20 protein-coding genes and 1 tRNA gene are annotated in these 23,824 nt (G+C 70.8%); 12 read left to right on the top strand and 9 right to left on the bottom strand.

Annotated elements, in window-relative coordinates:
- The first annotated feature begins 65 nt into the window (after positions 1-65).
- Positions 66-1,754, top strand: a complete 1,689-nt coding sequence (locus tag KUTG_RS26120; RefSeq protein ID WP_157494778.1) for a multicopper oxidase family protein — start codon at positions 66-68, stop codon at positions 1,752-1,754.
- On the opposite strand, the gene trxA is transcribed toward KUTG_RS26120, so the two are convergent.
- Both trxA and KUTG_RS26110 read right to left on the bottom strand, forming a co-directional pair.
- Positions 1,700-2,056 (bottom strand): thioredoxin, encoded by a 357-nt coding sequence (gene trxA, locus KUTG_RS26115; RefSeq protein WP_052395422.1) that lies wholly within the window; start codon positions 2,054-2,056, stop codon positions 1,700-1,702. The genes KUTG_RS26120 and trxA overlap by 55 nt on opposite strands.
- Positions 2,011-2,412, bottom strand: coding sequence for a MerR family transcriptional regulator (locus KUTG_RS26110; RefSeq protein ID WP_052395421.1), 402 nt, complete (start codon positions 2,410-2,412; stop codon positions 2,011-2,013). The genes trxA and KUTG_RS26110 overlap by 46 nt, the downstream gene beginning before the upstream one ends.
- Before the next feature lie 58 nt (positions 2,413-2,470).
- Between KUTG_RS26110 and KUTG_RS26105 the strand changes: the two genes are divergently transcribed.
- The gene (locus KUTG_RS26105) at positions 2,471-3,202 is read left to right on the top strand and encodes a GNAT family N-acetyltransferase (RefSeq protein ID WP_052395420.1); all 732 of its coding nucleotides are present in this window, start codon (positions 2,471-2,473) and stop codon (positions 3,200-3,202) included.
- 577 nt (positions 3,203-3,779) lie between these two features.
- Here the strand turns inward: KUTG_RS26105 and KUTG_RS26100 are convergent.
- Positions 3,780-4,157, bottom strand: coding sequence for a hypothetical protein (locus tag KUTG_RS26100; RefSeq protein WP_043720411.1), 378 nt, complete (start codon positions 4,155-4,157; stop codon positions 3,780-3,782).
- Between the two features lie 448 nt (positions 4,158-4,605).
- Between KUTG_RS26100 and KUTG_RS26095 the strand changes: the two genes are divergently transcribed.
- The 3 genes from KUTG_RS26095 to KUTG_RS26085 all read left to right on the top strand — a co-directional run bounded on the left by KUTG_RS26095 (position 4,606) and on the right by KUTG_RS26085 (position 8,881).
- On the top strand, positions 4,606-5,925 hold the full coding sequence (locus tag KUTG_RS26095) for an alginate O-acetyltransferase AlgX-related protein (protein ID WP_198047315.1): 1,320 nt from the start codon (positions 4,606-4,608) through the stop codon (positions 5,923-5,925).
- Between the two features lie 200 nt (positions 5,926-6,125).
- On the top strand, positions 6,126-6,956 hold the full coding sequence (locus tag KUTG_RS26090; RefSeq protein WP_043720408.1) for a hypothetical protein: 831 nt from the start codon (positions 6,126-6,128) through the stop codon (positions 6,954-6,956).
- Positions 6,953-8,881, top strand: coding sequence for a glycosyltransferase (locus KUTG_RS26085; protein WP_043720405.1), 1,929 nt, complete (start codon positions 6,953-6,955; stop codon positions 8,879-8,881). The genes KUTG_RS26090 and KUTG_RS26085 overlap by 4 nt, the downstream gene beginning before the upstream one ends.
- On the opposite strand, the gene KUTG_RS26080 is transcribed toward KUTG_RS26085, so the two are convergent.
- From KUTG_RS26080 to KUTG_RS26065, 4 genes are all read right to left on the bottom strand, one after another.
- Positions 8,878-12,462 carry a glycosyltransferase gene (locus KUTG_RS26080; protein ID WP_043720401.1) on the bottom strand — a complete coding sequence of 1,195 codons (3,585 nt, stop codon included), beginning with the start codon at positions 12,460-12,462 and terminating at the stop codon, positions 8,878-8,880. The two genes, KUTG_RS26085 and KUTG_RS26080, sit on opposite strands and share 4 nt — an antisense overlap.
- Entirely contained in the window at positions 12,462-13,655 is a 1,194-nt protein-coding gene (locus tag KUTG_RS61650) for a hypothetical protein (protein ID WP_052395417.1), read from the bottom strand. Before KUTG_RS61650 ends, KUTG_RS26080 begins: the two co-directional genes overlap by 1 nt.
- A gap of 112 nt (positions 13,656-13,767) precedes the next feature.
- Entirely contained in the window at positions 13,768-15,459 is a 1,692-nt protein-coding gene (locus KUTG_RS26070) for a hypothetical protein (protein WP_157494777.1), read from the bottom strand.
- 25 nt (positions 15,460-15,484) lie between these two features.
- On the bottom strand, positions 15,485-16,672 hold the full coding sequence (locus KUTG_RS26065) for a hypothetical protein (protein ID WP_157494776.1): 1,188 nt from the start codon (positions 16,670-16,672) through the stop codon (positions 15,485-15,487).
- Between the two features lie 161 nt (positions 16,673-16,833).
- On the opposite strand from KUTG_RS26065, the gene KUTG_RS26060 reads away from it, so the two are divergent.
- From KUTG_RS26060 to KUTG_RS26035, 6 genes are all read left to right on the top strand, one after another.
- Entirely contained in the window at positions 16,834-17,040 is a 207-nt protein-coding gene (locus KUTG_RS26060) for a hypothetical protein (protein WP_043720394.1), read from the top strand.
- Positions 17,037-17,420 (top strand): type II toxin-antitoxin system death-on-curing family toxin, encoded by a 384-nt coding sequence (locus tag KUTG_RS26055; protein ID WP_043720392.1) that lies wholly within the window; start codon positions 17,037-17,039, stop codon positions 17,418-17,420. The genes KUTG_RS26060 and KUTG_RS26055 overlap by 4 nt, the downstream gene beginning before the upstream one ends.
- 119 nt (positions 17,421-17,539) lie before the next feature.
- On the top strand, positions 17,540-18,172 hold the full coding sequence (locus tag KUTG_RS26050) for a zinc ribbon domain-containing protein (RefSeq protein WP_043720389.1): 633 nt from the start codon (positions 17,540-17,542) through the stop codon (positions 18,170-18,172).
- Positions 18,173-18,317: 145 nt separating this feature from the next.
- Positions 18,318-19,187 carry an alpha/beta fold hydrolase gene (locus tag KUTG_RS26045; RefSeq protein ID WP_043720386.1) on the top strand — a complete coding sequence of 290 codons (870 nt, stop codon included), beginning with the start codon at positions 18,318-18,320 and terminating at the stop codon, positions 19,185-19,187.
- A 215-nt stretch (positions 19,188-19,402) separates the two neighbouring features.
- A complete protein-coding gene (locus tag KUTG_RS26040) occupies positions 19,403-20,923 on the top strand; it encodes a chitinase (RefSeq protein ID WP_369794509.1) in 1,521 nt (506 codons plus the stop codon).
- A 48-nt stretch (positions 20,924-20,971) separates the two neighbouring features.
- On the top strand, positions 20,972-21,310 hold the full coding sequence (locus KUTG_RS26035) for a hypothetical protein (RefSeq protein WP_157494775.1): 339 nt from the start codon (positions 20,972-20,974) through the stop codon (positions 21,308-21,310).
- A 209-nt stretch (positions 21,311-21,519) separates the two neighbouring features.
- Here the strand turns inward: KUTG_RS26035 and KUTG_RS26030 are convergent.
- Together KUTG_RS26030 and KUTG_RS26025 are read right to left on the bottom strand one after the other, a co-directional pair.
- Positions 21,520-21,592: transfer RNA gene (locus KUTG_RS26030), tRNA-Gly, on the bottom strand.
- A 44-nt stretch (positions 21,593-21,636) separates the two neighbouring features.
- Entirely contained in the window at positions 21,637-22,023 is a 387-nt protein-coding gene (locus KUTG_RS26025) for a DUF7674 family protein (protein WP_043720380.1), read from the bottom strand.
- A 241-nt stretch (positions 22,024-22,264) separates the two neighbouring features.
- Here KUTG_RS26025 and KUTG_RS26020 point away from each other — a divergent pair, with 241 nt between their 5' ends.
- Positions 22,265-23,761 (top strand): sigma-70 family RNA polymerase sigma factor, encoded by a 1,497-nt coding sequence (locus tag KUTG_RS26020; RefSeq protein WP_043720379.1) that lies wholly within the window; start codon positions 22,265-22,267, stop codon positions 23,759-23,761.
- Positions 23,762-23,824 lie beyond the last annotated feature (63 nt).

Below are 23,824 nucleotides of genomic sequence, written 5' to 3'. Positions count from 1 at the left end.
CCGCGGTGCCGCCTGTGAGCGGACGCCGCTACGGCTTTCCGTGGTGAGCATTGTGCGTCGTGTATGTGATCGCACTTATCGCGGAATTCCTGACTTCCTTGCTGCTCATCGTCGCGCTGGCCCTTCGCCGCTGGCGCAAGTGGACCGTGGGCACCCTGCTCGTGCTCAAGGTCGCCGTGGCGGCGGTGATGCTGGCCTACGGCTTCGAGTTCGCCCTCCGGCCGTTGCGGGACCTGGCGTTGCTGGCCGTGGCCTTTGCTTTCCCGCAACGGCAGAAGTTGCTCGTCGTCGCCGCGGCGGCCGCTTTCGTGCTGGATCTGCTGCTGCCCCAAGCGATTCCACAGTGGACCACCGTTGCGCTGTTCGCGGTGGTGGGGCTGCTGACCGTGCTGCCGGTGCGACGCTGGATCGCCCCGGTGGCGCTGGTTGTGTTGGCGGGCCTCGGTGTCGCGGTCTGGATTCCCGCCTTGGCCGCGCCGACGACCATGAACATGGGCATGACGGCGATGCCCGGCATGGCCATGCGCAGCGTCACCCAGCTGACCGGGCCGCCGACCACCGGGCCGGTCAAGAAGATCACCATCACCGCTGTTCAGAACGGCGACCGATACTCCTTCAACCCCAGCGAGATCCATCTCCGGCAGGGCGACGTGCTGGACGCGACCCTGGTCAACCGGACACCTTCGACGCCGGTGACCATCCACTGGCACGGCCTGGACGTGCCCAACGCCTACGACGGCGTCGCCGGCATCACCCAGGACGCCGTGAAACCCGGCGGCAGCTTCGAGTACAAGTTCCAGGTCAACCAGGTCGGCACCTACTGGTACCACTCGCACGAGGACACCAAGGACGAGGTGGTCCGGGGCATGTTCGGGCTGCTGGTCGTGGAGCCTCGGACCGGGCCGGTGGCCGACGTCGACCAGGCGCTGTCGATCCACACCTGGGGCGACAAGCTGTCCTTCGGCGACAACCCCGGCGTGCAGGTCCGCCCGGTCAAGGCCGGTTCCTCGGTGCGGGTGCGGGTCGTGAACACCGACTCCGAGGTGGACAGTGTGCACGTCACCGGCTCGCCGTGGCAGCTGGCCGCCGTCGACGGCAACGACCTGCACGAGCCGGGGGAGCTGACCGATCAGACGGTCCCGATCGGCGGCGGCGGGCGGGCCGACATCCACCTGACCATGCCGAACCATCCCGTCCGGGTGTCGCTGGTCGGCGAGGACTCGCCGGCGTACGTGCTCAGTCCCGACGACCGTTCCACTGTTGACGCCTCGGCGCCCGGGCCCGAGATCGACCTGATGCACTACGGCACGCCGGCGCCGGTTTCCCTTGGCACGAACTACAACCGTGACTACACGGTCGACCTGGACCAGGGCATCGGGGCGTCGGGATTCAAGTGGACGATGAACGGCGGGGTGTTCCCCGACGCCCCGATGCTGATGGTCAGCGAGGGTGACACCGTGCGGGTGACGTTCCGCAACCTCAGCCTCGGCGAGCATCCGATGCACCTGCACGGACACGAAGTGCTGGTGCTGTCCCGGGACGGTGTCGCGTCAGCGGGCAGTCCGGTGTGGCTGGACACGGTGTCGGTGCAACCCGGGGAGACGGTCACGGTGGCGTTCAAGGCCGACAATCCCGGGATCTGGATGGATCACTGCCACAACCTCGGCCACGCCAAGATCGGCATGGTGATGCACCTGGCCTACACCGACGTCACGACGCCGTTCGTGGTGGGCGACGGCAACAACCCGGAGTGAAACAGCTGCCGCTCCAGGGCGGCCTTGGGCTTCGCGCCGACGATCGTCGCGATCACCTCGCCGCCCTGGAACAGCAGCATCGTCGGCGCGGCCATCACCTGGTGGGCGCGGGCCGTGGCCTGGTTGGCGTCCAGGTCCATCTTCACGATCGTCAGTTCCGGATGCTCGTCGGCGATGCGCTCCAGCACCGGTCCCACCATGCGGCACGGGCCGCACCACGTCGCCCAGAACTCCACCAGCACCGGCTTGTCGCTGGTCAGCACCCGGTCCGCGAAGTCCGCGTCGGTGACCTCTTGCAGCATGAGTCCTCCCCTTGGTTCCGCTCGACCGCGGCGGCGACCTGCGCCCGCACCGCCTGCAGCCGGGCGATGCAGTCGTCCAGTTCGTCGAGCTTGCGGCGGTACACCGCCACCGAGGCCGGGCACACGTCGCCCGTCGGATTGCCCGCCCGCAGGCACTCCACGAACGGCCTCGTGTCCTCCAGCGCGAAGCCGATGGCCAGCAGCGAGCGGATCTCGTTCACCGCCCGCAGGTCGTCCTCGTCGTACTCGCGGTAGCCGTTGGCCGTGCGGCGGGCCGGCAGCAGGCCCTGCTCCTCGTAGTAGCGGAGCGAGCGGGTCGTGGTTCCGGCCCGGTCCGCCAGCTCGCCGATGCGCATGCTGACGACGGTAAACCTTGACGCCGATGTGAAGGCCAGCGTTCATACTCTGGACTTGATGGACACCCAGATCGCTTCTTACCTGCGCGCCGGCCGCCGCGACCCGGTCCGTGTCGGCCCTTTCACCGTCGGATTCTCCGAGACCAGCGACAATCCCTACCGCAACTACGCCGTGCCCGACGACAACGCCCGGCCCACCGCCGAGGACGTCGCCGCGCTGATCGCCGCCTTCGAGGCACGGGGCCGCACACCGCGGCTGGAGTACCTGCCCAGCGCCTGCCCGTCGGTGCAGCCCGCGTTGGAGCGGGCCGGATTCGTCGAAGAGGGCCTGCTGCCCGTGATGACCGTGCCGACCCTGATCGAGCCGCCGGCCGTGGCCGGTGTGGAGCTGGTCGCCGCCGACTCCGACGACACCATTCTGGCCATGGCCACCGCTTTGAACCTGGCCTACGACGAGCCGCCGCCCACCGAGGCGGATCTGACCAGCCACAAGGGATCCCGCGACCGCGGCGGCTACACCCTGCTGGCCCGCTCCACGGACGGAGAACCCGTCGGCGGCGGGCTCATCACCGTGCCCATCGACGGCGTCGCCGAGCTAGCCGGCATCGGCGTCGTCCCTTCGTGGCGGCGGCGGGGCATCGCCGCCCTGATCACCCACCGGCTCGTCCAGGTCGCCCACGACCTCGGCGCGCGGCACCCGTTCCTGATGGCCGCCGACGACAACGCCACCCGCGTCTACACCCGTGTCGGCTTCGAGATCACCGGGCGCGTCCTGCACATCTCCCGCTGACGGCTTTCCCGCCCCCAGCAGGGCCTCCGCGTCCAGGCCCAGGTCCTCGCGCATGGCCCGGCGCATGACCTTGTACTCCCGCTGGGCCTCCCGCCACAGCGTCCGCTCCTCCTCGCCGTGCCGGTTGACCAGCAGCTTCGTCGCCAGTGTCGACCGGCGTACCAGTGATTCCCGCAGCATCGCCCTGATCCGCTCCGGCGCGTGCACGTTCACCGCCCCCAGCGAGCTCCGCGCCTGCGCCGCCACCTTCCGCAGATCAGCCGCCGCCGCTTCGTCCACCGTGCCGCCCTCGCGGAGCGTCCGCCGGGCGTCGTACAGCACCCAGTCGAACGCCTCCACCGCCCCGATCACCTCGGCGTACGCGTTGGCCCGGCCCTCGTAGCTACGGTTCTCCCGGTCCTTCTCCCGCTCCCGGCGCCACCGCAGCTCTTCCCGCTCGGTCTCCCGGCGCCACCGCCGGTCCTCCCGCCAGCCCGCGATCAGCTGCGCCCCCAGCACACCCCCGAGCCCCAGCAACGCCACCACCACCGGCACCCACAGCGGCACCTGCCCAGAAGACATGCCGCAGAACCTAGCGTCAGGCGATGCCCTCCTGGGCCGTCCAGATGCGGAAGGGGTTGACCCTGGCGGGCACGAGGTCCGGCGCGGCGGACGGGCCGGCCAGGGTGGGCGCGGACGGGGTGCCGGGGGCGGGGAGCTCCAGGAGGCGGTCGATGGCCTCGGCCAGGCTGCCCTCGAAGAGCCAGACGGCCTTGCCGGGCTGAGCGGAGTCGTGCACGGCGGGCATGCGGCCGGCCTTGGCGTCGTCCTCGGAGCGGAACAGGATTGTGTCGACGAAGCCGCGGAGCTGGCGGTAGCCCATGATGCGGTCGAGGTGGCCGTCCTCGTCGGGGATGTTCATGAACTGGAAGCCACGGTCGCGCAGCTCGGCGAGCTTGCCCAGGACGCCGTCCATGCTCGACTACCGGTCGGACGGGTTGGACGGGCGGTCGTAACTCGCGACCACGACGCGGACCAACAGCACGAGACCGACCGCAACCAACGCCGCCACCTGCAACGCCACAGCTGCCTCCAAGGTGTCCTGCCCCCACCTTCGCCGGCCCCTTGGCCCCGGCGAACCTGCGTTATCAAGGTGACAGGGATTCACCCGTTTGGGGAATACAGTCGTCCTTAACAGATTCACAGTTAAATACTGTGAGTAACACGTCCGCATCGTCTTGAACGTGTCCTGTCACGCTGGGCTGCTGAACCCATTCTGAAGTGATCGAGATCACATATTTGTGAGAAATACGTGACCTTCGACAAGGGGCCGCAGCGGTGTCATCTGCACGGGAGAACGCCCCGTGCGGCGGGTCACCGCAGACGGCCACGGCGGCGACGGCCACTGGGTTAGTGTGCAGGCCGTGGGGGACCTGGGCGAGGACACGCAGCCGATCGGACGACATGAGTCCTGGCTGCCGGATGATCACCCGCTCTACCGCCCCCGACACGGTAAGCAGCGGTTCGCCCTGGTCTGTGCGGTGGTCTTCTTCGTGACCCCGCTGTTCGGCCTGACCCTGTTCGGCACGCCGCCGTCGATCGAGAACCGAGCGCTGCACCCGTTCCCCGGCGCGGGCGACGGCTGGTCCTTCTTCACCGAGCTCGGCCCCTGGGCCACCGACCACCTGTCCTTCCGCGAACAGGCGATCAAGCTGACCGACGGCATCAGCCGTTCGATCTTCGGCGAGCCGCCGAACCAGGACAGCGGGGACCCGTCGCAGCCGTCCAGCGGGCCGATCGCCGGGGGGCCGCCGCCGACGGTCACCCCGCCGGTGCCGGGCTCGTCGCCGCTGGACAACGAGCCGCCGCCGATCGCGGGCTATCCCCGGGTGATCGAAGGCAAGAACAACTGGCTGTACTTCGGCTACGACACGCAGGGCAAGTGCCAGCCGCAGCAGCCGCTCGACACCGTCATCTCCAGCCTGGTCAAGCTGCGCAAGGCGGTCGAGCAGTCCGGCCGCAGGTTCGTGCTGCTGGTCCCGCCGGACAAGTCGACGGCGGTGCCGGAGAACCTGCCCGACCAGTACCCGGGCAAGTCCTGCGCGCTGGCCTTCAGCGCGAAGTTCTGGCCCCAGGTGACGGCCGAGGCCGGCGCCGTGGACCTGCGGCCGGCCCTGGCCCGCCTGGGCTCCTCGGTCTACTACCCGCAGGACACCCACTGGACCTACGCCGGCGGCCTGATCATGACCCGGGCCCTGGCCGGCGCCATCAGTCCCGGCATCGACGTGCCGTGGCGGGTCACCGAGGGGGCCAAGGTGGACGGCTCGGCGGACCTGCCGCCGATGCTGGCCCGCACCGGCACGGAGAGCAGCCACACCTACCGGCTGGCCCCGGACGGCGGCGTCGACCGCACCCAGCAGGGGCCGTTCGACACCCATAACGTCCTGGCCTTCCGCACCGACAACCCGGTCAACGGCATGGTCGCCGGCAAGACCACGATGGTCACGGACTCGTTCACCAACTACGCGGCGCCCTTCCTGGCCGCCACCTTCGCCGACGTCACCCTCGCGCCGAGCGCCGTCGTGCAGCAGGACCCGAACGCCGAGGCGCAGCGCATGGTGGACAGCGACACCGTGGTGCTGGAGGTGGTCGAGCGCAACCTGGCGTCCGGCATCAGTCCGCTGACCCAGCCCTCGGTGCTCGACCCGATCCTCCAGCAGTTGGCCGCGCATCCCAAACGCTGAAAGGCCACTCGGTACAGTGCCCGACGTGCGTGCAGAGTCCCGACCGACCACCGTCGGCGCCATCGCCCTGTGGGGCAGCAGCGACCTACCGGGGCTCGGTGACCAGGTGGTGCCCCGGGTGCTGGAACGCGAGCTGCTGACGCGGTCTGCCCGGCTGGCGCGTCACGCACTACGCCCCGCTCGGCTGGAGCCGGCCCTCGGTGTCGGACGGCGGCCTGATCGCGGAGCCGCTGGGCGAGCCCACGCCCGAGCGCCTGCGGCAGATCGACGACGCCGCGCACCTGAGCATCCTGTGCGCGACCTTCACCCGTGACACCAACCTGACCGCGTTGTACGGAACCGCGCGGGCCGAGGCGTTCTTCGCCATGGACCGGCCGACCGTCACGACCAATCTCGCGGTGCTGGCCGACGGCCTGGTGCCGGCGGAAGTCCTCAAGGCCCGGACGCTTCAGCTGCGCCAGCTCGGGGAGCTGCCCGAGGACGACTACGTCATCGGCCCGGACGGCATCGAGCTGCCGGCGGACGTGGTCTTCGAGGACAAGCTGGCGGCGATCGCCTCGGCGCGCAAGGTCGTCACCGAAGACCCGTACGTCGCCGCAGCGGCCGCCGCGCTGGGCACGGCGGTGACGGGCCCGATCATCGACGTCCGTGTGCTGGCCCGGGAAGCGCGGGCGCAGATCGACGACTTCGCCGAGGCGGCCGAGCAGGCGCTGGTCGAGCGCGGCGGCGACCTCAAGCGGCGGATCGCCGACCTGGCCGCCGAAAACGCGGCACTGCGACACGCCCACGCCCGGCAGCGCCACCGCATGCTGCACGAGCGACAGATCCTTGTGGACAAGCTGATGGCGGCCGACGACTCCGAGGCGGTCGAGCGGCTGCGGGCCGAGCTGGAGCACGAGCGCCACCTGCACCGCGAGGCGCTGGCCCGCGCGGCCGAGGACCACCGCGAGCTGAACGCGTTGCGGCAGACCAAGTTGCTGCGCTGGTCGCAGCCGCTGCGTGAGACCTACGGGAAGATCAGGCGGGCATGAGGATCACGTTCGTCCTGGTTTCGTACGGGGGCCGCCAGCTGGTCGTGGACTGCTTGAAGAAGCTGGCCGAGCACACCCCGCAGCCGTACGAGGTGATCGTCGCGGACAGCGCGTCGCCGGACGGCACGGGCGAGTGGCTGGCCGCGCACCTCACCGGTGCGACCGTGCTGCGCATGGACCGCAACCTCGGCTTCGGCGCCGGCTGCAACCTGGCCGTGCGGCACGCCAAGACCGAACTGGTGTGCTTCCTCAACGCCGACGTCGAGGTCACCGAGGGCTGGCTGGAACCGTTGCTGGAGGTGCTCGACGCGCGCCCGGAGGTCGCCGCGGTCGCGCCCGTCATGCTCAACACCGACGGCACCGTGCAGGAAGCCGGCAGCGTCATCGGCGGCGACGGCTGGTGCCGGGCCTGGGACGGCCCCGAGCAGGAGATGTTCGCGCGCCAGGTGGACTACGCCTCGGCGGCCTGCCTGCTGATGCGTCGCAGCGCCTTCCACCAGGCCGGCGGCTTCAGCGCCGACTACGAGATCGCCTACTTCGAGGACGTCGACCTCCAGGTCCAGCTCAAGTCGCTGGGCTGGACGGTGTGGCTGGACCCGCGGTCGCGGGTGGTGCACGCCCGCCACGGCAGCAGCACCACCGACCGGGCCATGGAGCTGATGCGGCTCAACCACAAGGTGTTCACGCGCCGCTGGCCGCAGGAGCTGGCCGACCGGCCGGACGTCGTCGGCCTGGACGAGCCGGAGCGCGAGCACCACAAGTACTGGCTGCGTGACCGCAATGCCGGCTATCGGGTGCTGCTGATCGACGACCGCGTGCCGCAGGCCGACCGCGGCCGCGGGGACCCCCGCACGATGGCGGTCGTCGACGCGTGGCGGCTGGCCGACCCGAACGCCCGCGTCACCTTCTACGCGCACTCGCCCGAACGGGCCGAGGAGTACGCCCCGGCCTTGCAGGCCAAGGGAATCGAGGTCGTCTGGGGCGTCACCGACGCACGGCGCTGGTCGGCCGAGCGGGCCGGCCTGTACGACGTCGTCGTGGTGTTCCGGCCGCACAACTTCGCCCAGGCCGGTCTGACGATCTCCAAGTCGCAGCCGCAGGCGGTCAAGGTCTACGACTCCGAGGCGCTGTTCTACCGCCGCCCCGGCCAGTACTTCGAGACGGCGCTGACCTCGGCCGAGCGCCGACGCCTGGCGATCGAGGCGCGGCACCTACGTGACCAGGAGGAACACGCCTTCAACTGGGCCGATGTGGCGGTCTGCGTGAGCGAGGAGGAGGCGCGCTGGGCCCGTGGCATCGCGCCCGACACCTCCGTGCACGTCGCCTGCTACCCGGCCAACCTGCCCGGCGACGTCCCCGGTCTCGACGGCCGGCAGGGGTTGGCGTTCTTCGGCGGCTTCGACAACACGCCGCGCACGCCCAACGAGTTCGCCGTGCTGGAGCTGGTCGACGACGTGCTGCCGGAGCTGTCCCGGCGGCATCCCGGCCTGCTGCTGCGGGTCATCGGCGCCGACCCGTCGCCGGCGGTGCGGGCGTTGGCGCGCAACGACATCGAGGTGCTGGGCAAGGTCCCGGACCCGGGTGTCTGGCTGTCCAAGGCCCGTCTGCACGTGGTGCCGATGCGCTACGGCGCCGGCGTGAAGATCAAGTTTGTCGACTCGATGGCCGCCGGCCTGCCGTTCGTCACCACGCCGGTCGGCGGCGAGGGCCTGCACCTGGGCTGGATGGCCCGGCACCTGGTCGGCGAGTCGCCGGCCGAGATCGTCGAGCTGTGCGACCGCATGCTCACCGACGACGTGCTGTGGACCGAGATCCAGCAGGCGCTGGTCGAGGTGTGCCGGACCAAGTTCTCCGCCGCGGCGTTCCGCGCCGAGATGGAGGGCGTGATCGTCGACTGCGGGGCGCTGCCGAGCGCGGTTGGTTAGTCGATGCTCGGCAGCGCCAGCGGCGGGATCTTCGCCCGTGACTTGCGCAGCGCGTGCCAGCGCAGCGCCGCGCTGAGCAGGAACCGTTCCGCGCCAGCCGTTTCCTCACGGGAGCGGGTGGCCAGCTTCAGCAGCGGCGCGCGGCGGTGCTCGACCTCGCTCAGCTCGGTCAGCCGCTCGCGGTCCTCGGCCGTCATGCTGTCCACGCGCAGCAGCAGCGTCGAAGCGAACTGGGCGACCCGGCGCAGCTCGTACTCGGCCACGGCTTCCAGCTGATTCTCCTGCTCGGCGGTCAGCACCTCGTTGCGCCCCAAGGCCAGTAGGGCCAGGCCGAGGCGACCGGGCAGGCCCTTGTCCAGCCGTTCCTGGCGGTGGCCGGTCACGGCCTGCCCATGCTGCCGGTACGAATACAGGGCACGGTCCACGAAGGCCAGCTTGCTGTCGGCCAGCGCCGTGGCCGCGATCCACTGGTCGTGGAACGCCGACGGCGTGCCCGGCGGGAACGGCAGCACCAGTTCCCGCAGCGTCCGGCCGTCCACCAGGCTCGACGCGCCGGTGACGGTGTTGAGCAGCAGCAACGCCTCCAGGTCCGTCCACTGGTTGCGGCGGTCCTGCCAGAACGAGCCGGCGACGACGGTGTCGTGCTCGTCCACCAGGCGCATGTCCGAGTAGACGAGCCCGTGGTTGCCCAGCGCGGACAGCAGCGTGGCCAGCTTGTCCCGATCCCACACGTCGTCCTGGTCGGCGAGCGCGACCGCGTCGGCATCGGACGGCGCGGCGGCCAGCGCGCGCTCGAAGTTGGCGTAGAAGCCGACGTTGTCCTCGTGCTCCACCAGCACGAACCGGTCGTCGCCGGTGATCAGCCGGCGGATCACCGCGACCGACTCCGGGCCCGAGTTGTCGTCGCTGAGCACGCACACCCAGTTGTCATGGGTCTGCGCCCGGATCGAATCCAGTTGTGCGGCCAGGAAAGCCGGATCCGGCCGGTAGGTCGCCATGCACACCGCGACCTTCGGGCCCTTGCCGGGCCACGACACCGCCACTGGGTCCACAGTGGACGGCACCAGCCGCAGCGGCGGAAGTTCGCGCCGCAGCAGGGTTCCGTCCACCAGCAGCACGCCGAGCACCAGCGGCTTGTCCACCCGCGCATCGATCCGCGTCAGCGACAGCCGGACCCGGAAGCCGCAGCCCTCGGGCGTGCGGACGACCGAAGGCCCCAGCGCCGCGACAACATCCGGCCGCGCGTGGCCCAGGCTCGCCGCGTGCCAGGCGCCCTCGAACAGCACCCGGACGTCCTTCACCGCGATGCCGGCGTTGACCACCCAGCCGTCCAGGTCCACGACCTGCCCGCGACCGACCGCGACCGGCTTCTCCGGCACGTTCACCAGGTAGTGCAGCTCCGCCTCACGCTTCGGCCGCGCCGACTCACGCATGCGCGCCCCGAACACGCCGGCCAGCGGACCCGACCGCCGCAGCACGGCATCGCCTTCGTCCCCGGCCCGCCCCAGCGCGATATCCCTTACGCCACGCGCAATCCGCGCCGACGGCCACAGATACCGGTGCGCCGCCCGCACGATCTTGGCGCCCTCCAACGCATCCAGCCGCGCCCGCGTCTTCGTCAGCCGGTCGGCCACGGCCGCCGCCTGCTGCTCCAGCTCCCCGGCCCGCGCCTGCGACCACTCGGCCTCCAGCGCCGCGTCCGCCAGCTCCGCGAACACCATGCCCAGCCGCCGATCCAACCGCGCCGACTCGGCCCGCGCGACGGACAGCTCCTGCTCGGAGACGCCGAGGCGGCCGGTCAGTTGCTCGGCGTGCGCCTGCTTGTCATCCAGCGCCTGCCGGTGCCGGTCGAGATCGGCATTGACGTCGTCGAGGCCCTGCTGCAATGCCTTGATGTGGTTTTCGAGCGCCTGGCGGTAGTCGAGATCGGCGACGATCCGGTCGAGGCCGCCCTCGATCGCCCACAGCGGCGATCGAGGGGGTTGACTCGCCCGCTCGTGCAGCGACCTGACCGTCGCCTCGGCCGGCGTGCCGGCGACCAGGCACTGGAGTTCGCCCTCGGCGTCGACCAGTTCCGTCCAGCGCTCGTCGGCGGCCGCCACGAGGCCGACCAGATCGGCGAGGCCCCGCACGAGATCGCGGACGGTGGCCTCGTGGCCCCAGACGTGCGGCGAGCCGGTGTCGTAGAGATCGTTGGCCAGCTCCAGCAGCGACCGCAGCTGCGCGAGCTCCGCGTCCACGCCCGTGCCGGCCAGCCACTCGCGGTCGACGCGTCCGACGCTGCCGTCCGGCGCGAGGATCAAGTTGCCCGGGTGCACGTCCAGGTGATCCGGCGGCAGAACCACCACACCGGCCCGGCCCGGCAGATACGGATGCCGGTCGTCGTCCGCGGTCAGCGGTCGCGCCTCGGCCAGCACGGTTTGCTGCCACAGCAAGGCCAACCGGCGGAGTTCGGCCAGCTCGCCCGTGCGCATGGCATCGAGCATCGCCGCGTCGAGCGGGCGGCCGGGCAGCCACGACTCAGTGGCGGCCTTCTGCTGCCGAAGCCAGTCGCGCCGCACGCTGCCGGCGGTGTTCGACGTCAGCACAAGATCGCGGCCGAGCGCCCGGGTGCGCCGCCACTCCGGCCGGCGGCCGGCGTTGACCAGCCAGGCCAGGCTCGGGTCCAGCAGTTCGTCCAGCGGTTCCTCGGACGCCGACGCCAGCACCAGGAACGACGGGGCGACCTCGATCCCAAAGCCCTCGGCCACCGCCGCACTGTGCAGCTCGCGGGCCGGGGAGACCATAAGGCCGCCGCCGAACGCGCCGCGCAGCGGATCGCGGACCAGCTTCTCCACCAGCTCTTCGGCGTCCGGCCGATCGAACAACGCCGTGTTCAGCACGACGCGCGGCAGCTTGTAGTCCGGGTACGGCAGCAGCCAGCGCTGAGCCGTCAGCCCAGCGTCGGCCAGCAGCGACGCCAGCTTCCGCCGGGTCCAGGTGCGAGCCTGCGGCTGACTGCCCGGGTAGTCGGCGATACCCACCCAGGACTTGCTGTGGTGATCCTCCGGCCGGCCCAGCAGATAGCCGACGCCGAGCCGGTTCTCGATGGCCAGCGCGACAACGCCCCGCTCGGACAGCGCCCGCCGGACGCCGTCGAGCAGACGCTCCGGGCCGGCGCCGAAGCGGGTGCTGTACTCCAGCACACCGCACAGCACCGCCAGATCCACGCCGCTGGTCGCCGCCAGCTGGCTCTCGATCTCGCCGCGCACGATCCGCACGTTCGGCAGGTCACGGCAGCGCTCCCGCGCCGCCGCCGCACGGTCCTCCGTGCCCTCGATGCCGAGCACGTCCAGGCCGGCTTCGCCGAGGGCACGGGTCAGCACGCCCGTGCCACAGCCCAGGTCCACCGCGCGCAGGTCCGGCCGCAGCCGCAGCGGCGCCAACAGGGCCAGCCGCTGCGGCGAGAAGTGGTAGGCCGTCTCCCAGGAGTCGACCTTGGCCGCCAGCTCCGTCGAACCCGCGCTGATGTCCTCGGCGGCCTTCAGCGCGAGCAGGACCTCGGACTCCGCGCCGTCGGCGTAGCCGACCTCGTCCGACATCACGGCGTCGGCGCGAACTTCTGCGTCTCGGTCTTGAGCAGGTCCCGGAACGCCTTCTCGGCGGCCGCCGCGTCGGGACCGTAGGCCTCGACCCGGACGATGTAGCCGTTGGTGATGTAGTGCGCGCGGAACGCCGTCTGGCCGTCCGGACCGCTGGCCGGCAGCGTCCGGGCGGTGACGCCGGTCGGGATGCCGGTGGTCACCTGCTGGTACTTGGACTGGGCGTAGAAGTTGTCGATCGCGTTGAGGATCGCCTTCGGGTCGGCGCCGGTGCCGGCCTGGAACGCCCAGATGCCCTCGTGCATGGCGTCGTTCTGGGTCACCACGCCGGCCACCTGGATGGCGCCGTTCTGCTTGAGGATGGCGACTTCCTGCTCCGTCGGCGCGTGGTTGGTCACCGCGTCGGCGATGGAGTAGTTGACGTTGTAGACCTGCTTGCCCGGCACCTGGACGAACGGGCCCGTCGGCAGCGGCGGCGGGGCCGAGGTGGTGGTCGTCGGCTTCGCGCTGGTCGACGTCGTGGTGGTGGCGTCGGTCTTCGAGCCGGCCGTGAAGAAGTAGATGCCGGCCGCGAGGCCGAGCACCAGCACGATGGCCACCGAGATCGCGATGATCTTGCCGGTCTTGTTGCCGCGCTTGCCGCTGTCGAACACCTCGGGACCCTGCAACGGCCAGCTGGCCTTGCCGAAGTCCGGCGGCAGCTCGTTGCTCCACGGCGCCGCGCCGTACTCCTGCGGCTGGCCGCCGCCCATGCTCGGCTGCTGGGGCATGGCCTGCCACGGCGGCGGGGTCTGCGGGCCCGGGGCGAAGCCGCCGGCGTTGGGCACCACCTGGGTGCGCTCGGCGTGGTCACCGCCGGTGTTGCGCACCACCTGCGTGCGCTCCGCGTTGTCGCCGGCCGGCTGGTCGGTGATGGGCCGCAGCACCTGGGTGCTTTCCGACGGCGTCTCCGGCGGCGTCTGGCCCTGCTGCTGGTTGGACGGCGGCTGCCAGCGGAACGGCTGGCCGAACGGGCTGCTCTGCGGCTGCTGCGGCTCGGCCGGCTGCTGGGGCTGACCGCCCGGCGGCGTCTGCGGCGGCTGACCCTGGGCCACGCCGAGCAACTGGTCGCGGCGTAGACGGTAATCCTCTGGAGTCACCCGGCCCTGGGCCAGCTCGCTGTCGAGCTGTTGCAGCTCCTCTTGCCAGGACATCCCCAAACCTCCGGATCACGTCTCGCGTCTGGGGGCCATTGTGCCGAAGGCCCCGCGGCCGCCGTACTCGACTGGGTCGTTGAGAGATCGGGTTGTGACCCGGCCTCCGTGCTCACTGCTTCGGGGCCACCGGCAGGCGGTACGCCTTGCCCCCGGCCATGGCCACGACCTGCGGGTTCGTCGCGTTCGCCGCGGCGACGGCGTGCCAGCCGGCGTCGGCGGCGGTGGTGTGCGTCGCCGCGGCGACGTCCGGCCGCGGCAGGCCGACGTAACCGCCGCCGACCACATTGTTCTGGTCGTCCACGACCAGCACGCAGTCGGGACTCCTACCGTCCACCACAGCCCACCCGGACAACATGGTGTCGCCGACCACCTTGCCCGACTCCACGTAGCCGCCGCTGGTCCCGTTGGGCGTGAGCAGCGGCGCGGCGGAGACGTCCAGCTTGGCACCGAGTTCGGGGCCGCCGCAGCCGAGGGTGAAGTCGCTGGTGAACGGGTACGCGCCGAGGCCCTTGGCCGCCGGCAGGATGCTGTCCTTCACGCGCAGCGACGCCATCGTGTTCTTGGCGTCCAGCCGCATCGCGACCGCCAGCACCGTCTGACCCGGGTACTGGTTGCGCACGTTGGTGGCCTGCGCGCTGCCCAGGGTGAAGGTGACCAGCCCGATCGTCACCGCGATGACAACGGCCGGCGCCACGGCGAGCTGGCGCCACAGGAGCACAGTCATCGCCAGCACGGCGCTGGCGGCGAGGCCGCTGATCACCGCGTACCGGCCGGACTCGCCGACGCTGTCGGCGACGCCGGCTCGGGACAGGCCGACCATGATCGCCACCAGCACGATGTGCGCGGACAGGCCGGTCCAGCCGGCGTTGTCCGACGACTCGACGTCCGACCCAGGCTCCGGCGACCGACGAACCCGAGACACCACCAGCACGACCGCCACCACCAGCGCGATCAGGCTGATCACGCCGAAGAGCACGGCCAGCTCGGGGGTCTGGGTGGACCAGAGCACGCCGAGCACGCCGGAGGTCACCGCGAGCAGCCGGTCGAGGGCGAAGGTCGCCGTCGGGATCGAGGAGGTGTTCGGCAGCGTGGCGTAGGCGATCGCCGCGCCGACCACACCGAGGACCGCGATCACGATGGGCGCGATGACCTGCCACCGCCGGTCGCCGCGCAGCCAGGCGATTAGCGCGAGCGCCACCCACACCGGGAAGGCCGCGCCGTGGCCGAAGCAGGCGATGACGCCGAGGATCAGTGCCGGCACGGTTCGGCCGCGGTGGGCCAGCGCGATCGCCACAATGGCCGGGGCCAGGCCCGACAGCCAGTGCGTGCCGCTCATCCCCTCGCCGAAGTTCTCCAGGTTGCCCGGGGAGAAGACGAGGAAGGCGAAGCCGGCGACCAGGGCCGCGCGCACCGCCGCGCCCAGCCGGCGCGGCAGCATGGACGCCATGCCCGCGACCACGACCAGGCTGAGGACCACGACCAGCAGGCCGAGCGCCTGGTTGGAGCCGCCGAGGAACTTCGCGTCCAGCCAGAACAGCGTGCCGGCGATGACCACCGGGTGGCCGTTGTAGAGCACGAACAGGCCGGCCAGGTGGAACTGGCCGCTCGGATGGCTGGCCAGGCCGAGCACCGGCCAGTAGTCGAGGAAGTTGAGCCCGGGCGAGCGCAGTACCTCGACGATCATCGAGACCACCGGCACGGCGGCCAGCGCCATCAGCAACGCGACCGGCCAGTTCCAGCGCGAACGGGCAGGCTCGTCCGACAGGTCGCCCGACAACCGCGGGATTTCTGTGGTGGTCATCCGAGCTCCGGTTCCCCTCGCCGGCTCAGCTCACCGGCGCCTTCGTCAACAGTGCGGCGACGGCCTCGTTCAGCGCCTTGGCGACGGCGGCCTCGTCGACCGGCTGCGCCTGCGCGACGGCCACCATCACCGCGTTCAGCCCGGAAGCGTAGATGGCGCGGTACTGGACCTGGTCGCCGGTAACCAGCTTGACCACCTTCACCTGGCCGGGCAGGCCGCTGGCGTCGACCGGGTGCAGTCCGCCGAGGTCCTGGTACTCCAGCAGGTCGCCGCTGGTTTTCTTGGCCGCGGCGGTGCTGTCGGTGACGAAGGCGAACTCGACGTAGTTGAGCTTGCCGTCAGCTGATCCGGTGAAGGTGACCTGGCTCACCTTGTCGGCCTGGAGGAAGTCGCCCTCGCGGGCGTCGAACAGACCGCGGTTCTGGCCCTCGAACACGGACAGCTCGGCGCGGTCGAGGCGGGCGGAGCCGGGCAGCGGGGGCAGGTCCTCAAGGTGCAGGGCCTTGGGCACGGGCGGCGGGGAGGCGGCCTCGATCTGGGGGCGGACCCCGAACCACCAGCCGCCGGCCAGCAGCAGGACGAGCACCACGACGATCACGACGAGCAGCGCGGCCCGGGAACTTCTTCTGGGTCGCACGGGTCCGGGAAGACCTCCCTCGTCCCTGGGCGGGCGGGGCGCGTACTGGGGCGCGGGGGCCTGCTGGTCGCCGAGCGGCTGGTACATCGGCAGCTCGGTCACGGCGGACCACGGCGGCACCACGGCGTTGCCCGGCGGCGGGGTCTGCGCGGACGGCATGGGCTGGATCGCCGGACCACCGCCGAACTGGCCGGACGGCGGCGGCGACTGTGGCGTCATGGACTGATAGGGCTGGCCGGCCGGGAAGGGCTGAGCCGGCGTCATCGGCGGGGCCTGCTGGGGAATCGGCCGGCTGGGCGGCTGCTGCTGGGGAATCGGCTGGCTCGTCGGCTGCTGGACCTGCGGCTGCGGCGGTTGGGCCTGCGGCTGCTGCTCAGGCTGCGGAGCCGGCGGCTGGACGGTCTGAGCCGGCGTTTCGGCCGGTGTGGGGCGCTGGGGCGCGACCTGTCCGGCCGGCGGGAAGCCGCCCGACGCCGCCGCCAGCAGGTTGTCGCGCCGACGCCGGTATTCGGCGGGCGTGATGCCCTTGTCCGCCAGCTCGGCATCGAGTGCGCGCAGTTCCTCCTGCCAGGTCACGATCATCCTCCGTGGTCCGCGGCATGTGTCCGGCCTTGCTACCAGGAGTGTCCGCTCGTCACAACATAGTGAACCGGAACGACCCCGACCCGCCTTTCGGCCGTCACGCCTTGAACACAAATTCCGTGGGTAGGATCGTTAGCCGTGGATAGGGTCGTGTCATGGCCACGCTGACCGTGCATCTGCCGGAGGAACTGGACGTCGAACTGCGCGCCGCGGCCAAGGCCGCCGGGTCGACGGAGGCGGAATTCGCGGCATCGGCGATCGCGGAAGCGCTGGACGCGAGGCGGCACGCGGAGGTCATGGCGCTGGCCGAGCGGGTGCTGGTCCGGGACGAGGCGATCGTGTATCGGCTGGGCACGGCATGACCAGGTACCTGACGACGGCGGATCTGACGGCGATCGCGCACGCCACGATGGGCGGCAAGGCGCTGATCCGGGACGCGGGCCTGATCGACTCGGCGGCGGCCCGGCCGATGACGACGATGTTCGGCGCCGAGGCATATCCGGAGCTGCACGAGAAGGCGGCCGCGCTGATGCATTCGGTGCTGCGCAATCATCCGCTCATCGACGGCAACAAACGACTCGCGTGGGTCGGGGCCCGGGTGTTCCTGGCGTTGAACGGGTTCGATTTCGAGCCGGACGAGGAGGCGGCGGTCGAATTCATGCTGGCGGCCGCTTCCGGCGAATCGGACGATGTGGATACGGTGGTGGCGACGCTGCGGGAATGGTCGCGACGCGCCGCGTGACCGGGGGATCACCGGCTGCACCTAGGGGCGAGAACCCTTGCCCCGATTGCGGCCCCTTGTGCCCGAAACGGCAGGGGCGGACCGGGCCGGTCGGCGGCTAAGGTCCGTTCGTGCCTGGAATGGTTCCGTTCACCGACAACGTCCGCGATCTCTCGAATACCGAGGGATACCAGTTCGAGTTCCACTGTGAGCGCTGTGGCAACGGCTATCGCTCCGCGTTCCTGCGGGACAAGGTGGAAATGGGCCGCGGCCTGCTGCGCGTGGTCGGGTCGCTGTTCGGCGGGGCCGCTGAGGACATCAGCCGCTCCGCCGAGCAGTGGCGCTACGACCGGGCCACCAACTCGCCGGCCAAGGACCGGGCGATGACCGCCGCGGTCCAGGAGATCAGCCCGAGCTTCTCGCAGTGCCGCGGCTGTTCGGACTGGATGTGCAAGCAGCAGTGCTGGAACGACGAGGTCGGCCAGTGCCTGCGCTGCTCGCCGTCGGTGGCCGAGGAGGTGGCCCGCGCCCAGTCGGCGGCGCAGCGCGACCAGATCTGGGAGAAGGCCCGGGAGAAGGACTGGACCGCGGACGTCGACGTGGCCACCCGCGCCAAGCTGAACTGCCCGAGCTGCGGGACGAAGGTCGACGGCGGCAAGTTCTGCTCGGCCTGCGGCTCGTCGCTGGCCGTGCCGGTGACATGCGGCGGCTGCGGTTCGACGGCCAACAAGGTGGGCGCGGTGTTCTGCTCGGACTGCGGCGGCAAGCTGTAGCGACGGTCCCTTTCGGGTCGAGCGGCGGCGCGAGCGGACCGGGCCGGTCGACGCGCGGGCCCTTGCCGGTCCACTGATGGCAGACTGGATTTGTGGCCATCCTTGGCCTGCAAGTTCTTCCGGCGTGAAGGGATCAGGACACTCGATGCCGCAACTGACCGCGAACGGGATCTCGTTGGAGTACGACACCTTCGGCAACCCCGCGAACCCCGCCCTGCTGCTGGTGATGGGCCTCGGCGCGCAGATGATCGCCTGGGACGTGCGACTGTGTCAGCTGTTGGTGGACAAGGGATTCCACGTCATCCGGTTCGACAACCGGGACTGCGGCCTTTCGCAGTCCTTCGACGGCGCGCCGTTCGACGTGGCCGCGGCGATGGCCGGCGACCCGTCGACCGCGCCGTACCGCCTGTGGGACATGGCCGACGACGCCGCGGCGTTGCTGACCGAGCTGGGCATCGACCGGGCGCACGTGGTCGGCGCGTCGATGGGCGGCATGATCGTCCAGGAGCTGCTGATCAAGCACGGCGACCGGCTGCTGTCGGCCTGCTCGATCATGTCCACCACCGGTGACCCGGCGGTCGGCCACTCCACGCCGGAGGCGACGGCCGCGCTGCAGGCCCCGCCGCCGCAGACCGCCGCAGAGGCGGGCGAGGCCGCGGTCCGGGCCAGCAAGGTCATCGGCTCGACCGGCATCCCGGTCGACGTGGACACCATCCGCGCCGGCGGCGAGGCCGCGTTCGCGCGGGCCCGCAATCCGCTGGGCTTCGTGCGCCAGCTGGCCGCGATCATGGCGTCCGGCGACCGCACCGAGGGTCTGCGCTCGGTGAAGGTGCCGACGCTCGTCATTCACGGCGAGGTCGACACGCTGCTCAACGTCTCCGGCGGCAAGGCCACCGCTGCGGCCATCCCGGACTCGCGGCTGCTGCTCATCCCCGGCATGGGGCACGACCTGCCGAAGGCGATCTGGCCGCAGGTCGTGGACGCGATCGCCGACAACGCCGCTCGCGCCGTCTGATCTGACTCGGCCGGCGGCGCTGCGCCGCCGGCCGACCTCCTCAACCAGCGTTTTCGCCCGGCATGCCACCGGTTTTGGTCTAGACCTTGACACGGAAAATGTGGTCTAGTCCACTTTCGGGCACCGCGGATCGCACCCTGTGGAGGCACGCATGACCCGCAGATCCCTGCTTCACGCTTTAGCCGGTCTCACCGCAACTGGTCGCGCTGGCCATCGTGGCCCAGCCCGCGACCGGCGCCACCGCCAACCTGGCGGCCAACCCCGGCTTCGAGTCCGGGTTGTCCGGCTGGACCTGCTCGGCCGTCGCCGCGGTCGCCTCGCCGACGCACTCCGGCTCCGGGGCCGCCGCCGGCACGCCCGCCGGCCAGAACTTCGCCCAGTGCAGCCAGCAGATCAGCGTGCAGCCGAACTCCCAGTACACGCTGACCGCCTGGGTCCAGGGCAGCTACGTCTATCTCGGCGCCACCGGCACCGGCACGACCGATCCGCAGACGTGGACCTCCAGTTCCGGCTGGCAGCAGCTGTCCACGTCGTTCACCACCGGCGCGTCCACCACCACCGTGACGATCTACGTGCACGGCTGGTACGGGCAGCCCACCTACTACCTGGACGACGTGGCGTTGACCGGCCCCGCCGGCAACCAGCCGCCGCCCACCACCACAACGACGACCACGACGACCACCACCACGACCACAACCGGGCCGACCACGCCGCCGCCGTCGGGCCTGCCGACCCACGCCCTCGTCGGCTACCTGCACTCCAGCTTCGCCAACGGCTCCGGCTACGAGCCGATCGCCAGCGTGCCGGCCGCGTGGACCGTGATCGACCTGGCCTTCGCCGACTCCGCCGGCAACGGCAACGTCGTGTTCAACCGCTGCTCGGCCAGCGAGTGCGCGGGCGTGGAGAGCGACGCCGACTTCCTGGCCGGCATCAAGGCCCAGCAGGCCAAGGGCAAGAAGGTGGTCATCTCCATCGGCGGCGCCGCCGGCGAGGTGAAGCTGACCTCGGCCGCCCAGGCGACCAACTTCGTCACCTCGGTCAGCGCCATCATCGACCGCTGGGGCCTGGACGGCGTCGACATCGACTTCGAGAACCAGTCCCTGTCCCTGCAGGCCGGCGACTCCGACTTCCGCAGCCCGACCACCCCGGTCGTGGTCAACCTGATCTCGGCGCTCAAGCAGCTGAAGGCCCGTTACGGCGCGAAGTTCGTGCTGACGATGGCCCCCGAGACCTTCTTCGTGCAGCTGGGCTACCAGTTCTACGGCCCCGGCCCCAACAACGCCCAGGACCCGCGGGCCGGCGCCTTCCTGCCCGTCATCTACGCGCTGCGGGACTCGCTGACGCTGCTCACCGTCCAGGACTACAACTCCGGCCCGATCATGGGCCTGGACAACCAATACCACCAGATGGGCGGGGCCGATTTCCACATCGCCATGACCGACATGCTGCTGACCGGTTTCCCGGTGGCCGGCAACACCTCGCGGATGTTCCCGGCGCTGAGCCCCGGCCAGGTCGCCATCGGCGTGCCGGCCAACCAGAACGCCGGCAACGGTTGGATTCCCACCGGCGCCCTCGACCAGGCCCTGGACTGCCTGACCAAGGGCTCCAACTGCGGCGGCTACGCCGTGCACGGCCGCCATCCCGATCTTCGCGGCCTGATGACCTGGTCCGTCAACTGGGATAAGTTCAACAACTGGGAGTTCGCCACCAACTTCACCTCGTACTTCGGCGGCTGACGGCACCCTCCAGGGGTGGGCCGCGGCGCCGGCCCACCCCTGGAGGCCGTGATCAGCAGAATGAAGGGCGAGCTGCTCGCCGAGGGCTGGATCCTCGCCCAGAACGCCAAGGCCTTCGTGGAGGTGGCCAGCACGTTCGCCGGTCAGCAGCTGGAGGACGGCGACTGGCGCAACGTCGACCTGGGCCTGATGACCTCCGACTCGACCGCCAAGGACGGCTGGTTCGAGTTCCCCCTTGAGGGCGACTCCGACGTCACCATCGCCTTCGCCACCAGCCCCGGCACCGAGGTCCTCTCCGTCCGCGTCTGGGGCTCCGGCTTCAGCGACCTGGCCATCCGCTTCGAAACCGCCTTCATGATCTTCGGCATGTACCGAATAGAAGTCTGAAGCCGGAAAAGAAGTGAGGGGGGAGAGAACGACGGGACCTGAGGAGGAGAAGGCCGGCAGACGGAGGCCTCCGCCAACGCCCCGCACCATGTTCGCCCCCAGCACCACCTGAGTCAGTCCGTGGGGGGCTTGGGGGGCTCGGCCCCCCAAAACAAACGGCGAGGGGCGTATATCCGCGCTTTCCAGCGGATATACGCCCCTCAGACCCGAGCGGACGACGAGACTCGAACTCGCGACCCTCACCTTGGCAAGGTGATGCGCTACCAACTGCGCTACGTCCGCAACGCCGTGCTGCGCACAGCATATCCCATGGGCGGTAGGGGTTTTCAAGCGGGGTGGTCCGCTACCCCCAGCAGCCGGTCGACCTCGGCTAACTTGTCGGCGGGCAGGCGCCACTCCCAGAGCGGGCGGACCTGGGCCATGACCTCGGTGGGCAGCCGGCGGGCGACGTCGTGGCGGAGGTCCCAGTCGTCGAAGACGTGTTCGTAGAAGCTGACGACGGCGGCGTTGGACAGGAACCGGCCGGGCTGTTCGAAGCACCAGCGGGCGAAGCCGTACGACCTCGCGAGCAGCTCCTGGTCGCCGGCGCGGTGGGCTTCGAGGGCGAGTTGCAGCACCTCGAACAGGAAGACGTGGCAGGACCAGGAGTCGCGTTCGAGGTAGGGACGCAGTTCGGGGAACCGCGCCGACGCTTCTCCACGCCATTCCACCACGGGTGAAGGCTACTGGAGTCCGGTGGCCGCGTGGACCGGGCCGTGACCAGCTGACGCCGAGCCGTGACCGGTCCGACACCAGGCGTTATTACGGCTGGCTGAGGCCAATCGGCGGTATCGACGGCGGTCGGCGACCTTGTAAGAACGACTCAGGTTGTCCTGATCCTGTTACGTTTGGTTACACCTGTTCGTGGGATTATCGTCACCCACTCGGTGGCGTCGGCTGGGGAGGGGGCGGGGGATGGCAGAGTTCAGCCGCCCGGTGTCGGCGGGCGCCGATGACGACCAAGCCCTGCTCGACAGACTTCGTGCCGGTGACGACAGCGCCTTCGGCCAGCTGTTCTCGCGGCACGCGGACGCCGTCCGCCGGTTCGCGATGCAGCAGGTGCGGGACGCGGCGGAGGCGGACGACCTCACCGCGGAGGCCTTCTTCCGGGTGTTGCAGGCGGTGCGCCGAGGCAACGGCCCGACCGACCACGTTCGGACCTACCTGCTGACGGTGGCCCGCCGGGTGTCGTGGGAGTGGAGCGCCCGTCGCCGTGACGTGCCGGTGGAGGACGCGGAGCTGGACCGCCGGGCGGAGCCGTACGCGGACAACTCGTCGCGGCTGGCCGAGAGCACGCTGATCACGCAGGCGTTCACCAGCCTGCCGGAGCGCTGGCGGACGGTCCTGTGGCAGGTCGAGGTGGAGGGCGAGCGGCCGGCGGTGGTCGCGCCGCATTTCGGCCTGAGCGCCAACGCCACCGCAGCCCTGGCCCGACGCGCCCGTGACGGCCTGCGTGCGGCCTACCTCCAGGCCCACCTGACCCAGGATCTCGGCGCGACGGCCTGCCAGTCGGTGCGGGAGAAGCTCGGCGGTTACACCGCGGGCACCGTGAAGGGCCTCGAAGGCCGCCGGATCAAGGCGCACCTGCGCGGCTGTGTTCAGTGCAAGACGTTGCAGGGCGAGCTGCGCGAGGTGTGCTCCGCGCTGCGTGCGCACGCCGGCCTGCTGGTGCCGACGGTCGGCCTCGGCGCGACGGCCGCGTTCGCCGCCCACACCGCTACGGGAAGCGGTTTCGGTGCGGCCCTGGCCGGCAAGGGCGCCTTGCTGGCGACGCGCGTCAAGCTCGCGCTGACCGCCAGCTCCGTTGCCGCCGTCGGTGTCTTCGGCATCGCCATCGGCCCGTGGCTGTCGCACGTGCACGAGGCGCTGCCCAACCCCAGCGACCACCAGGTCGTCTCGACCTACTGCGCGCCGTCGCCGGGCCAGCCGAGCGCCGCCAACGGCCAGAGCGGCACGGCGCCCATCCCGACCAGCACTTTCGCCAGCGGCCAGCCCACAGGCGGCAAGTTCCAGGCGGCCGAGGGCGCGAAGACGGCGTTCTTCGGCAAGCGGCCCGACCACAACGGCGTCGGCCGGCCGGCGCCGCCGTCGCAGACCGGCGCCCCCGACCCGATCGAGGCCAGCGCCACGTCGACCGCGCCGGTCGACACCAGCGGCCGCGTGCTGGACGACCCGGTGGCCAGCAGCACCGAAAACGGGCCGACGATCGCGCTGCAGAGCTCGACCCCGTCCGACCCCAGCGCGCCGATCAAGACCTCGCCGTCCACCACCACGGCGCCGAAGAAGCCGCCGCAGTCCTCGGGCCCGGTCACGCCGACCACCACCACCACCACCACCACGACCAAACCCGCCGTGACCAGCGCCCCGGCCGACACCGCGGCCGGCCCGACCACGTCGCGAAAGCCCCGCTGAGCGGGGACGGTTCCGAACCGTCACAATTGCCGGGTGCACAGGTTCACCCGCCGGGTCCAGTCC

It is taken from the genome of Kutzneria sp. 744, from assembly GCF_000568255.1.
Taxonomy (GTDB): Bacteria; Actinomycetota; Actinomycetes; order Mycobacteriales; family Pseudonocardiaceae; genus Kutzneria.
Note: the sequence above shows the minus strand (reverse complement) of the source record. Positions and strands in the feature narration are given on the sequence as shown.